This is a genomic window from Methylobacterium fujisawaense (assembly GCF_039619325.1).
GTDB lineage: Bacteria > Pseudomonadota > Alphaproteobacteria > Rhizobiales > Beijerinckiaceae > Methylobacterium > Methylobacterium fujisawaense.
Map to the genome: position 1 here is coordinate 5,171,082 of NZ_CP155000.1, position 12,620 is coordinate 5,183,701.

General features: G+C 66.8%; 14 protein-coding genes. 7 read left to right on the forward strand and 7 right to left on the reverse strand.

All coding sequences use genetic code 11. From position 1 onward, the window contains the following. Window positions 1-3: 3 nt before the first annotated feature. Genes ABC766_RS24505 through ABC766_RS24530 form a run of 6 tightly spaced genes read right to left on the reverse strand, consistent with a single transcriptional unit; the run spans window position 4 to window position 5,157 of the window. A complete protein-coding gene (locus ABC766_RS24505) occupies window positions 4-1,056 on the reverse strand; it encodes a radical SAM protein (RefSeq protein ID WP_043378338.1) in 1,053 nt (350 codons plus the stop codon). Then, entirely contained in the window at window positions 1,053-2,411 is a 1,359-nt protein-coding gene (locus tag ABC766_RS24510; protein WP_043378335.1) for a glycosyltransferase 87 family protein, read from the reverse strand. The genes ABC766_RS24505 and ABC766_RS24510 overlap by 4 nt, the downstream gene beginning before the upstream one ends. Next, complete coding sequence (locus tag ABC766_RS24515; protein ID WP_043378332.1) at window positions 2,408-3,151, reverse strand: TIGR04282 family arsenosugar biosynthesis glycosyltransferase; 744 nt, start codon at window positions 3,149-3,151, stop codon at window positions 2,408-2,410. Before ABC766_RS24515 ends, ABC766_RS24510 begins: the two co-directional genes overlap by 4 nt. A gap of 19 nt (window positions 3,152-3,170) precedes the next feature. Further along, complete coding sequence (locus tag ABC766_RS24520; protein ID WP_043378331.1) at window positions 3,171-3,701, reverse strand: hypothetical protein; 531 nt, start codon at window positions 3,699-3,701, stop codon at window positions 3,171-3,173. Beyond that, complete coding sequence (locus ABC766_RS24525) at window positions 3,698-4,471, reverse strand: molybdopterin-dependent oxidoreductase (protein WP_043378328.1); 774 nt, start codon at window positions 4,469-4,471, stop codon at window positions 3,698-3,700. Before ABC766_RS24525 ends, ABC766_RS24520 begins: the two co-directional genes overlap by 4 nt. Further along, window positions 4,468-5,157, reverse strand: a complete 690-nt coding sequence (locus ABC766_RS24530) for a cytochrome b/b6 domain-containing protein (protein ID WP_051975891.1) — start codon at window positions 5,155-5,157, stop codon at window positions 4,468-4,470. Before ABC766_RS24530 ends, ABC766_RS24525 begins: the two co-directional genes overlap by 4 nt. A 162-nt stretch (window positions 5,158-5,319) precedes the next feature. Between ABC766_RS24530 and ABC766_RS24535 the strand changes: the two genes are divergently transcribed. Together ABC766_RS24535 and ABC766_RS24540 are read left to right on the forward strand one after the other, a co-directional pair. Beyond that, window positions 5,320-6,306: an AraC family transcriptional regulator gene (locus ABC766_RS24535; protein ID WP_043378325.1), complete on the forward strand. Its 987-nt coding sequence runs from the start codon at window positions 5,320-5,322 to the stop codon at window positions 6,304-6,306. 485 nt (window positions 6,307-6,791) lie between these two features. After that, window positions 6,792-8,063, forward strand: a complete 1,272-nt coding sequence (locus ABC766_RS24540) for a glycosyltransferase (RefSeq protein ID WP_043378323.1) — start codon at window positions 6,792-6,794, stop codon at window positions 8,061-8,063. Between the two features lie 88 nt (window positions 8,064-8,151). On the opposite strand, the gene tnpA is transcribed toward ABC766_RS24540, so the two are convergent. Beyond that, complete coding sequence (tnpA, locus tag ABC766_RS24545) at window positions 8,152-8,559, reverse strand: IS200/IS605 family transposase (protein ID WP_043378321.1); 408 nt, start codon at window positions 8,557-8,559, stop codon at window positions 8,152-8,154. On the opposite strand from tnpA, the gene ABC766_RS24550 reads away from it, so the two are divergent. The 5 genes from ABC766_RS24550 (at window position 8,536) to ABC766_RS24570 (ending at window position 12,620) form a co-directional block, all read left to right on the forward strand. After that, on the forward strand, window positions 8,536-9,669 hold the full coding sequence (locus tag ABC766_RS24550; RefSeq protein ID WP_230365910.1) for an RNA-guided endonuclease InsQ/TnpB family protein: 1,134 nt from the start codon (window positions 8,536-8,538) through the stop codon (window positions 9,667-9,669). The two genes, tnpA and ABC766_RS24550, sit on opposite strands and share 24 nt — an antisense overlap. Before the next feature lie 362 nt (window positions 9,670-10,031). Further along, on the forward strand, window positions 10,032-10,709 hold the full coding sequence (locus ABC766_RS24555) for a hypothetical protein (protein WP_345819721.1): 678 nt from the start codon (window positions 10,032-10,034) through the stop codon (window positions 10,707-10,709). A gap of 18 nt (window positions 10,710-10,727) precedes the next feature. Beyond that, complete coding sequence (locus ABC766_RS24560; protein WP_345822836.1) at window positions 10,728-11,567, forward strand: PAS domain S-box protein; 840 nt, start codon at window positions 10,728-10,730, stop codon at window positions 11,565-11,567. A gap of 28 nt (window positions 11,568-11,595) precedes the next feature. Further along, a protein-coding gene (locus ABC766_RS24565; RefSeq protein WP_283206341.1) for an IS5 family transposase occupies window positions 11,596-12,437 on the forward strand; the annotation gives its coding sequence in 2 pieces (ribosomal slippage) (window positions 11,596-11,986 and window positions 11,986-12,437; 843 coding nt in all). A 36-nt stretch (window positions 12,438-12,473) separates the two neighbouring features. Continuing rightward, window positions 12,474-12,620, forward strand: coding sequence for a hypothetical protein (locus ABC766_RS24570; protein ID WP_345819723.1), 147 nt, complete (start codon window positions 12,474-12,476; stop codon window positions 12,618-12,620).

Sequence of the window (12,620 nt, forward strand, 5' to 3'; positions counted from 1 at the left end):
CGCTCAGAGACTCCAGCGCAGGCCGCAGTTCCGGCACGGGGCGGGCGGCACGTCGGAGAGGAGCGACGTCCGGAAGTCGCGATAGGCCGCGCCGTTCCAGATCTCCCGGAGCGTGGCCTGCGTGGCGTCGCCCAGCGTGTAGTTGGAATAGCCGCGCACCGAGAACGGCGCGATGCAGCAGGGCAGCGCCCGACCGTGGGCGGTGACGTACATCAGGGACCAGGGTCGCCGACAGGTGGCCCAGGCGCGGTCCTCCTGACGCTTCAGGCTGATTCCGGGCTCGGTCGCGCCCGAGGCGTCGAGCGTCACCCCTAGCGAACGGCCGATGGCCTCGGCCTCGGCGATGGCGGCGGCCTCCGCCGCCTGGGTGCTCTCGAACAGCGACAGGTCGGCGCGGGCCATACCGTACCCGGCCTCGTCGAAGACGAGGCGCTGCAGGTGCACCTCGGTCACGCCCATCTCGGCGGCGAGCCGCACGAAGGTCGGGAGCTGGTCCACGGTCTCCTTGAGGCCCGTGAGCCAGAGCGAGACCCGGGGGGTCGCGGCGCCGGTCGCCTTCTGGAACGCGACGAACTTGCCGACGTCGCGCACGATGCGGTCGAAGAAGTCCTTGCCCCGCACCCGGCGGTACGAGGCCCGGTCGGCGGCATCGAGGGAGACGCGCAGCTCGTCGAGCCCGGTATCGATCAGCTCCTGAAAGCGCCTCGGCTGCATCAGGGTGCCGTTGGTGTTGAACAGGACGTAGGTGCCGCGGTCCTTGAGGTAGCGGACCATCCGCGGCAGGTCCTTCACCAGCATCGGCTCGCCGACCCCGTGGAGCACGACCCGGGCGACGTCCGGAACCTGGTCGACGATCCGGCTGAACAGCGCCCAGCTCATGTCGGCCGGGGGCTCCAGGGTCTCGAAGGTGCGCGGGCAGGTCTCGCACAGCAGGTTGCAGCGGTTCGTGACCTCCAGATAGAGGCAGACCGGCGGCGCCAAGGCCTCGGAGGCGCGGTCGGGGCCGACCGCCTCGAAGTAGCGGCGCGGGTCCTTCACTGCGGCTGAGGCCGTCATGGTGCGGTTCCTTCCGGGAGAGCGGAGAGGGGTGCGGTGCAGGCCTGCCGCAGGGAGCGGGCGGCTAGGAAGAGGGCCGGGACGAAGACCAGCGACGGCCACAGGAAGCGGTCGTCGAACGGGTCGATCAGGAACAGGATCGGCGCCGAGCCGAGCCAGATCAGGGCCGGGGCCGGCGCGACCACCGCGGGCAGCGCCAGCCAGGGATAGTACCAAGCGTAGTGTGGGCTCGCCGCGCAGGTGGTGAGGGCTGCGAGGAGCCCGGCATCGCGGCACAGCGCGACCGCGTCGGGCGCGGTCTGCCGGTTCGGGCCGAAGGCGATCCGGAGCGCGAGGGCGGCGAGCGTCAGTCCGGCGCAGACCAGGTAGGTCCGCAGCAGGCTCGGGGGGCTGAGCCCGAGATGCCCGAGACCGGCGAGCAGCCAGTAGCCCACGCCGGTGTCGTAGCCCTCCTCGGCCCCGTAGCCGCCGGCGAAACCGAACACGTTCGGGCCGGCAGCGAGGTAGGGCAGGTACAGGACGGCGATCACGGCCACCCCGGCGAGCATAGGCCGCCACAGCCGGCCTCCACGGACGAAGGCGGGCGCGACCGCGACAGGCAGAACCTTCACCAGCGTCGCCGCGCCCAGGAGCGCGCCCGCGAGCCCGTACCGACGACGGGTGCGGGCCAGCAACGCGATGCCGAGGAGGCCGATCGCCACGGCATCGACGTGCCCGTCGCGCGCGAAGGACCACAGGGCCAGCGGATTCCAGGCGTAGATCAGGATGCGGGCCGAAGGCAAGCCGGCGCCGCGCAGAACCGCGAGCATGGCCAGCATGCCCAGGGCCTCGAAACCCAACATCGCCAGCTTCATCCCGGTGACGCTGTGCGATACCTGCCCGACGGCGGCGAAGACCAGCTGCGCCGCGGGCGGGTAAATCGTACGAGCGTAGTCCTTGCGGTTGATCAGCGGGTAGACCGCCGGGTCGCGCAGCCGCTCGAGGGCGGGGTCGGCCGGGATGTAGCGGTAGGGGTTGATTCCGGCGGCCTGGACCTGCCCGTCCCAGACGTAGCGGTAGATGTCGGTCGACAGGAACGGCAGCGCCGGCAGCAAAGCGGCCCGCAGCAGCACGGCGATGCCGAGGATCGTCCATAGGGCCGCGCGCGGCAGCCGCTCCCGCAACACGAGGCGCACGGCGAGGAGGTAGACCGCGAGGCCGACCGCGACCACGCCGATGAAGGCGTTGGATTGGGGCGCCGCGCCGACGGTGTCGGCGCCCGGCACCTGGATCGCCAGCGCGCCGACAGTGACGGCCAGAAGCAGGAGGCCGAGGGCCGCGAGCCGATGAGCGGGGCTGGCGAGAAGCCGGATCATGCCGGCACCAACTCCGACGCGCGCGCGAGCCGCGCCAGGACCGAGCGCGTCGCCGGGGCCGCGTAGCCGGTCCTGTCGGCGGCGAGCCGCGCGAGCGAGGCCGCGTCGTCGACGTCGTACCAGGGCTCCAGCTCGACGAGATCGAGGCCGATCTCGCGCGCCCGGGCGCGGGTCGCTTCGGCGACGGTGTCGGTGCTCCAGGCGATGTCGGCGAACAGGCGGGCATGGGCCTGCTTGAGGCCGAGGATGTAGTAGCCGCCGTCGTCGCAGGCGCCGAACACGCCCCGCTCGCCCGGTTCGAGCAGGATCCGGGCCGCCTGGATCAGGAGCCGCGTCGGCAGGGTCGGGATGTCGGAGCTCAGCACGCAGGCCGCCGCGTGACCGTGCGCCAGCATGCCCTGGACGGCCTGCAGCAGGCAACGGCCGAAGCCCTCGACCTGCGCCGCGGTTGTGACGCTTCCATCCGCCAGGACGAGGTCGGTTCCCCGCGCAAGATGGGGGATCACCAGAGCCTCCGCGCCCGGCGGCGCGAAAGCCGCGTAGGCGGCAATCGGCGCGGCGCGGGCCGCCTCTTGGATGTTGGCGGTCGTGTCGCGCAGGAAGGCGGCGCTCAGAGCCGCTGCGTCGTCGAGGGTCAGCGGCGGGCACAGCCGCGTCTTGGAGCGCCCGCTTCGCGGCGCTTTCGCCATCACCCCGATCGCGCAGGTGGGGGCCGGTCCGGAGGTCGGTCCTCGTGCCATGTAGAAGGCTCCCGCGTGGTCAATGGAAGGGGCGGACGATCCCGAGGCGGATCGTCTCGTCCGGCGGTATCTCGGTGGCGGAACCGGGCGTGAAGGTCGGCAGCGCGCGCAGGCGCTCGGGCGTCAGGCCCATGAGGGCGACGTGCTCGCCCAGGAGCGCCACCGCCTCCACCGGCACGGCCACGAGCCGGGACCCGAATCCGCTCCAGGCGACCGCTCGCAGGCCTAGCCAGCCCAGCCCCAACGCACCGTCGAGGCGCACGGCCATCTCGCCCGCGCCGTCGCCGCGGCGCACGAGCCCCGTGACGCGGCCGAGGACGGACTGGGACTCCTCCGGCCGGAGCAGGAGGCGGCCGGCGAGGTCGCCGACGCGCACCGGCTGCGGAAACCGGTCCGCCGCGCGACCCGCCATCTCGGGCGCGGTCATGCCGGGCTTCGGCATGTGGTCGGGGGCCGGGGAGGGGCCCGGCGTCTGCGCCTGCGCCGATGCGGAGAGCGCCAGCGTGAGCAGGCAGGTGCCGACGGCGCACCGGATCGCGCGGACGCTCATAGGCCTGCGAACCAGCCGAAGCCGCGGCTCTCCCAGTATCCGCCGGGGTAGGTGTTGGTGACTTCGATGACCGTGATCCACTTCGGATTCTTGTAGCCGAGCTTGACCGCCATGCGCAGGCGCAGCGGGTATCCATACGGGTCAGGCAATTCTTCGCGGGCGTATCTGGTCGCGAGCAGTGTCTGGGGGTGCAGCGCGGTCGCCATGTCGATGCTGCTCGGGTAGTCGTCCGCCGTCTTGAAGGCGACGTACTTGGCGGTGAGGTCGGCGCCGACGCGCTCCAGGAACGCCCGGAGCGGTACGCCCGACCACTGCCCGATGTAGTCCCAGCCCTCGACGCAGACGTGGCGAATGATGATCTCGCGCTCGGGCAGCTCCGCGATCCGGCGGCGCGTCCAGGGCCGCTTGTCGGAGATCAACCCGGCGAGTTCCAGCCGCCACGCGTCGCCGTCGATCGGCTTGACGTCCTCGACGTCGTAGTAGGCGTTGAAGCGCGGCGGCTTCAGCACCTGGGACCCCGGATACTCGGGCGCGAGCTTTCGGGGATCGAAAAGGGCGGCCTGGACGCCGTCGTTGAAGTCGGACATGGCACGGAGCGCCCGCCCGACCGCGCTCGTGTCCGTCACGTCGCAGCCGGTCAACATCGTGAGCGCGCCGAGCGACAGGCCGCCCCGCAGGAGGCCGCGACGCTCGATCCTCCGGACCAAAGCGCGGTGGTCGTCGAGGATGCCGGGATCCGGCACCTTGAGGGGGCGGAACGGCGACCTCATCGCGTCGCCTCCCGCGCCGTGGCAGGGAGGGCCGGGCGGCGTACGGGGCCGCCGGTCAGCATCGCCCACAGCGTTCGCGGCACGAGCAGGGACAGCACGACGTGAACGACGAGGAAGCCGACCAGCACCGCCATGCCGGCGAAGTGGACGAGGCGCGCGCCCTGGAACCCGCCGAGCAGCGCGACGAGCCCGGAGAACTGGACCGGCTTCCAGATGGCCAGGCCGCTGACGACCTGGCCGATGCCGGCCAGGATGGCGACGATGTAGAGGATCTTCTGGACGGCGTTGTAGGTCGTGAGGTCCTCGTGCGCGAGCTTGAGCCGCAACGTGTCGCGGACGGTCTGCACGATTTCGCGCGGACGGATCGGCAGGAGGCGCTCGCGCAGGCGCCCGGTCGCGACGCCGTAGACGAGATAGGCGGCGCCGTTGGCGACCAGCACCCACATGGCGGCGAAGTGCCAGAGCAGGCTCTCGGCCGCCCAGGATCCGATCCGGGCCGACTTGGGGAAATAGATGCCGTGGATGATGACGGAATCGTCGTAGATGCCCCAGCCGGACCCGATCAGCACCACCATCGCCGCGGCGTTCGTCCAGTGCATGACCCGTACCGGCCAGGGATGCAGCCGGCGAGGCACAGCTGTGGACTGCGTCGGCGCAGTTCCAGGGTTGCCTCTCAACACGGACATGAACCGTGATCGCGTGGAAGGACGTCGAGCATCCCAGCGTGGCTTATGCTGCGTGCGTGCTTCACGGGTGTGGTTTGTTGTATCATGCTACAACTCCTAATTCATTTCGTCTTCCGGCACGATATCGTTTAAATCCGTTGCGCTTTGATTCGGTCGGCACACATGTCAGATCATGTATTAGTCAAATTACTATCGACTTTGACGGTGAGGGTTCATGCCTTCGCATTCTGCGAGATTCAATCGGGGTGGCGATTGCGGAAGCAGGGCATCGCTGACGCCCTGCTCGTCCATTATGTCTTGTCAGGCACCGGGACTATCGTCGTCGGCGACCAGGAGCCCGTGGCCTTCGGGCCGAACAGCATGGTGATTCCGCCGCGCGGCGTTCCTCACTCCCTCGGTTTCGCCGGGGCCATGCACACGGTTACAGCTCGAGATGCGCTCAGGGTGCTTCCCGACGGCCTCGTCGCGCTGACGGCCGGCGACGGCAGTCGCGACATCCTCGTGGCTTGCGGCGCGATCTCGGCCAGTTACGCCGGCGCGCTCGGCCTCTTCGACCGCCTGCAGGGCGCATTGATCGAGGACCTGTCGGGCAACGACCGACTGCGGCACGCCTTCGCCTTCATGATCGAGGAGTTGGTCCAGCCCGGACTCGGCACGCAGGAGGTGACGAGCGCGCTGATGAGGCAGTGCCTCGCCATTCTGCTGCGGGTTCACCTGAAGGAGCGGGGTACCAGTTCGCCAATCTTCGCGGCGCTGCGGGATCCGCGGCTCATGCGCGCCGTCGCGGCGGTCCTCGACGCACCCGGCGCCTCCCACACGGTCGATAGTCTCGCTGCACTCTGCGGGATGAGCCGGTCCGCGTTCGCCGAGCGGTTCTCCGCCATCTTCGGCGAGGGGCCCATCGAGTACCTGCACCGGGTCCGCCTGCGCCTCGCGGCACAGTTGCTGACGACGTCGCCCATGCCCGTGAAGGTCATCGCCGCAAGTGTGGGCTACACCAGTCGAAGCTACTTCTCGCATGCCTTCAAGGCGGCCTACGGCGTCGATCCGAGCGCATACCGCGGTCGATGCGCGGACGCGGCCAAGGCCATCGAACCCGGATCCAACGCGACCTTCGACTCCGCACAGGATGTCACGGGCGAAGATTGAGCGCGCGCTGGCCTGGAGAACCGGCAGCCCATGCGACGACGACATCGAGCCTACCATCTTCGCGATTTCCCGCTCGATTTTGCGGATCGAAGGCAGGCATGGAAGCGGACTGGCGTGCGTTATCGTCCAAAACAGGTGCTGCGCCGCATATCCCGTGTCGACAATTTCAGATCGGTCGCAGTCCTATGGCGAGCGGCACCGTTGCGACGTGCGCGGCGGCCGCACGTGCATGAGGCGCCACATTCGAGGTGATCGCCTGACATGCGATGGAACAAGGCTTGTTTCACGTGCCGTCCGACCAGCGACGGACGCGGTGCGGCTTCCTGGTTCCCCCGCAGGAGCGAGTTCGCATCACCTTGGCCGAACTTCGCAACGCCGATTGCGAAGGCGCCAGCCGATACTTGCGGAACCGCTGGTAACGGACCGAGCGACACACGCGAAATAAATGTGACTAACCCTGATCGAGGATTGCGCCGGATGTCGGCATGAAAGTTTTGATTGCAGCCAGCCCCCTTACGGGCCACGTCAACCCCCTGTTGGCTGTGGGACGACTGCTGGCCAGGCGCGGCGACACCGTCTTGGTGGTGACCGATCCTTCGTTTCGGCAGAAGGTCGAATCTTCGGGTTTGCGCCTCACAGCTTACGAAGACAGGGGTGCGGCGACCTATCTGGAGCCGCACCTGCCGCCTGGACCGGTGCGGTGGACGCACGAATTCGAGCACCGCTTCATCGAACCGATGGCGACGCAAGCCGCGGTTCTGCGCGAGACGATCCGGACGGAGGCTCCGGATGTGATCGTGGCAGGCAGCCTGTTTCTTGGGATCTTGCCGCTTCTTCTCGATGCGACGACGTGCCGGCCTCCGATCATCGTACTCAACATCAGCTTTCTGTTCCTCGACCGTCCCGACGATGCGCCGGTCGGCATGGGGCTGCTCCCGGCCCGGGACGACATCGAGCGTGCTCGCTACGCCGCATTGAAGGTGGGTCTCGATGCCTCATTCGTCCGACCGGTTCGCGCCCTCACCGACGCCCGCCTGGCCCGGCTCGGCGCGCGACCTTTGCCAGCCTCGTTGACCCAATCGCTCGCGATACTGCCCGACGCATTCCTGCAGCCGAGCGTCCGCGAGTTCGAGTACGATTTCGGTACGTTTCCTCCAGGACTGCGTTTTGTCGGGCTGCTGCCGACCACGCCGATGGCGGTCGCGGTACCGGAATGGTGGCCGGATCTGGAGAGCGGCAAGAGCATCATCCTAGTGACACAAGGCACGCTCGCAAACGCTGATTTCAGCGAACTACTTGAGCCGACGCTCCAGGCGCTTGAGGGGCGCGACGATCTTCTCATCGTTGCAACAACTGGCGGGAGATCCGTAGAGGAGATACACTGTGAAATACCGGCTAATGGCCGGGTCGCCACCTTTCTGCCTTTCGACGTGCTTCTCCCCAAAATCGATCTCCTGGTAACCAACGGGGGCTACGGAAGCGTCTCACAAGCTCTCGCCGCTGGCGTTCCGATTGTCTCCGCCGGCTTGACCGAGGACAAGGCCGAGGTCGGAGCCCGGATCGAGTGGTCGGGCGTCGGCTTGAATCTTGCGACGAACCGCCCGACCGTGGACGCCTTGCGTTGGGCCGTCGAGAGGGTGCTCACGGAGCAGCGGTTTCGCGAACGTGCTCGTGTGATGGCACGGGCCTTCGCCGATCTGGACCCAGGGCGCGAGATCCTAGCTGCCATCGACGCTCTCACCCACGTGTCGGGGTAGAGTTTCGACTTTCGCTCTTAGCGGAACGCGCGCCAATCCCTCTTCTTTCAGGGAGAGGTTGTAGGCGCGCTCGCGGCGACAGCCGCGATCAGCGACCTTGGTTCTCGATGTACTGCTTCAGGATCGAGAGCGGGGCGCCGCCCACCGACCCGGCGAAGTAGCTCGGTGTCCACAGCACGCCTCGGCTCTTCCTGACAGACCAGAACGAGGCGATCTCGGGGAACTCCTTCTTCAGCAGGCGGCTCGACACTCCCTTCAAGCTGTTGACCAGTTCCGAGAGCCGAACCTTCGGCGGATAGAACACCAGCAGGTGAACGTGGTCCCGCTCGCCGTTGAACTCGCGCAACTCGACCTCGAAGTCCGCACACACGCTGGCGAAGATCGCTTGGAGCCGGTCGAGGTGCGCACGGGTCAGCACCTTGCCCCGCCGCTTCGTCGTGAACACTAGGTGGGCGTGCAGGGTGAAGACGACGTGCCGCCCGGTGCGAAGCTCCATAGACCAAACCGTCTCGATGCCCTATGTCAAGGGCGTGACCACCCTTACAGACCAAACGGTTCTGAAGACCTTCAGCTTCCGCGTCAAGGACGCGACGAGCGGCTGATCGCGCTCGGCGATGCGGTCAATACGGTCTGGAACTACTTTAACGAGATCAGCATGCGCTCGGCACAGCGTGGTCCGATCTGGGCGGCCAAGAAGCAGCTTCGCGTTCTGACCAAGGGCAGTGGCAAGCTGCTCGGCCTTCCGTCGCAGGTCGTGCAAGAGATGATCAACCAGTACGTCATAAAACGGAAGGCTGCGCGCCGTCCGAAGCTTCGCTGGCGTGCGAGCCGTGGGCCCAGGCGGGCGCTCGGGTGGGTGCCGTTCACGAACCAAGACATCGCCCTCGACGGAACAACCGTGCTCCTGCGTGGCCAGCGCTTCCGCCTGTGGCTGCACCGCGCCGTCGAGGGGCGGATCAAGTCGGGCAACTTCAGCCAAGACGCGCGCGGCCGTTGGTACTGCAACCTCGTGTGCGAGGTGCCCCGTTCGCAGGGGCGCGGGCGCGATGACATCGGCGTCGATCTCGGGCTCAAGTCCGTCGCCAAGTGCTCGGACGGCACAGGACTTGAGCAGGCGCAGTTCTATCGCTGCCTCGAACCCAAGCTCGCCGAAGCGCAGCGCAAGAGGCGCAAGCGGCAGGTCAAATCGATTCACGCCAAGATCGCCAATCGGCGGAAGGATGTGCTTCACAAATTCTCTCGGGCGCTCGTGGATCGCGCCCGCAAGATCACGGTCGGCGACGTGTCGGCCTCGGCTATGACGAAGACCCGGATGGCGAAGAGCGTGCTCGACGCCGGATGGTCTACGCTACGCGGCATGCTCCGGTACAAATGCGATCACGCAGGGGTCGCCTACGCCGAGGTGAACGAAGCCAACACGACACGGACCTGTTCGTTCTGTGGGCGCCTCAGTGGACCCACGGGGCTGGCCGGTCTCAGCATCAGGCGGTGGACGTGCGGCGAGTGCGGATCAGAACATGAGCGCGACCAGAATGCCGCGCGGAATATCGCTCGTCTCGGATGTGAGACGCCGTGCCCGTCCGGGCATGGAAGCCCCGGCTTTTAAGTCGGGGAGACATCACGAAGGTGCATCATGACAGCGCGATGACGCCTTCACATAACGTCATGCAGGTGATCGAGAGCCCGTTCGATTCCTCGCACCGGTCGAAAAGCGCCGTCGGTTGGATCTGCAGCCCCGAATGTGGCGTGCACGATCGATGCACCTTCCACGCCTGACGTCGACGAACGGAAATCGGGACGGCCGCGCTGTCCCGATCCGGGCGGGCGAGCGGGAAAGAGCTTTCGGACGCTGTGAAGGCCGGGCAAGGACTGCACGGCTATCCAGAGTGTAAATCATCAAGATTCATGTTCCGCGTTCCGGTTTCAAACGTCGAATGTCTGTAACAGACCCGTGTTCAGGAGCTCCAGGTGCGGATTTTCGCACGCACGCATGACTTGAGAGATATCGCTAGCCGGCTTATCGCTGCGGTTTTTGTCACCGATCCAATCGGTTATTCAGAAATATTTAGCGAATTCGGCCAACGGTCATTCGCCCGCATCCGCCAGAACGCTCTTCGCGCCATGTCGCCTCAGACCAAGCAACGACCGCCTGGACTCGCGGGCAGTGCTGCCCACATCCTGAGCCAACGTTGGCATGCCGCTCGGAAGCCGGGTATGGCGTTGCCGCCTTACGAAGAGATCGCTCTCGGCTCGCTCGGTCGTTTCGCCGATGGCACGGTGCTGGTGCGCCTCGACGGGCCAGATCTCGTCCACCTGCAAACGGCATCAGCCGTCGCTACATGGCTCGAAGGGACGCCCCGTCATGCCGCCGGACACCAGCGGAGCGACTGCGCGCGGCTCTTGGATCAAATCGTGCGACGCGCCCTCCGGACCGGCCAGCCAGAGCGGCAGGTTGCAAGCCGCGTCGAGAACGGCATCGTCGAGGTTCACGAGATCCTCGCGTTGCCCCTGCACACGCACTGGGGCTTCCCGGTCGCCCTCGTCCACGTCAGCGAACCCCAGACCCGATCCAGTCTCATCGAACAAGTCTACCAGTCGACCCGGGAAGGGGTTCTCGCCCTCGCGCCCGTGCGCGACGCGGACTGACAGCTGTGTGATCTGCAGATCGTCACCCTGAACGCCGGCGCCGCGCAGCTGATGCGCCGGTCGTTGGACAGCCTGTTGTGGCAGCATCTTTCCGAAGTCTACATGGGTCATCACGCGCAGGAGATCACAGCTCGCCTGTTCCGTGTCGTCGAGAACGGCGGAAGCGACAATTTCGAGCTGGAATTCATCGGGGACGATGCGGAATCCTACCTCAAGATCGCCGTAGCCCCACTCGGCGACCTGCTCGTAGTCACCCTCGTCGACATCACGGAGCTGCGCACCCGCGAAGCCTCCTTCCGGATGTTGTTCGAGGCCAACCCGGTTCCGATGTGGGTCTTGGACGCCGGATCCTTGCGCTTCCTCGACGTCAACACCGCCGCCGTCGAGCACTACGGCTACAGCCGCGACCGCTTCCTGGCGATGACAGCCCACGACATCCGACCGGAGGCGGACCGTGCCGAACTGCAGATCGTCTTCGCGAACCGGACGAAGCCCTACGATGGCGAGCGGATCTGGCGTCATTGCAAGGCGGATGGATCGGTGATCCAGATCCTGCCTTACGTGCGTCCGCTCATGCTGCGGGGCCGGCCGGCCGTGCTCGCTGCGAGCATCGACGTCACCGAGCGCCAGCTCGCCGAGGCGGAACTGCGCCGCACGCGCAGCTTCCTCGACACGGTGATCGAGAACATCCCCGCGATGCTCTACGTGCAGGATGCGGTTGATCACCGCCTCCTGCTCGTCAACCGTGCCTGCGAGGCCCTGCTCGGCGTGCCGCGCGACGAACTGATCGGAGGGCCGTCGCATGCTCTGTTTCAGTGTCTGTCCGGCGACATATTGAGTGATGTAAGGGGTTTGTGATTCAAGGCGGCCTGTGTGGAGGCTGCTGATGTGGACGACCGAGAACCGGGCCCGCTACGATCGAAGCGAGCTTCGGTATCCGAGCGATCTGACGGATGACGAGTGGGCGCTGATTGAGCCCCTGATCCCTCCAGCCAAGCGTGGCGGCGGCAAGCGCAGTGTCGACATGCGGGCGGTGGTGAACGGCCTGATGTACGTGCTGAGCACCGGCTGCCAATGGCGGGCGATCCCAAAGGATCTGGCGGCGCGCTCGACGGTTCACGATTACTTTGACCTCTGGGACTATGACGGCACGCTGGAGCGGATCCATCACACGCTCTACGTCGCCTGCCGGGAACGGATGGATCGGGAGGCCAGCCCGACGGTGGCCATCATCGACAGCCAGAGCGTGAAGGGCGCGGAAAAGGGGGGCGCTCGATCGACCCGCCCGGCTACGATGCGGGCAAGAAGATCAGGGGCAAGAAGCGCCACATCCTGGTCGACACGCAGGGCCTGCTGATGCACGCGCTCGTCCATCCCGCCGACATTCAGGATCGGGATGGCGGCGTGCTGGTGATGGCCACGCTGTTTGGCCTCTACCCGTTCCTGCTCAAGCTCTTCGCCGACGGCGGCTACCAGGGACCGGCCTTCCAAGATGGCCTTCGCAAGGTCTGCCGCACCCTCACGGTCGAGATCGTCAGGCGCTCCGATCAGGCCAAAGGCTTCGCTGTGCTGCCCAAGCGTTGGATCGTCGAGCGAACGATCGGCTGGCTCAACCGCTGCCGCCGTCTCGCAAAGGATTGGGAATGCAAAAGCCGGAAAGGACGAGCGTTCGTCCTCTTGGCCTCCATCCGCCTCATGACCCGAAAGCTCTGTCAGAAAACATCATGATGCCGGACAGACTCTCAGCACACGACGGCCCGGGCCGTGCTGGATCAGGACGCGGCGCTGTTTCGCGCCAGCGGTCGGGACGCGATCGTCGAGGAGCGTCAATTCGAGACGCGCGGCAACGGTACGCGCCTCCTGCACGTCAAGAAGCTCGCCGTGAGCGACGAGGAAGGGCGACCGCAGTAA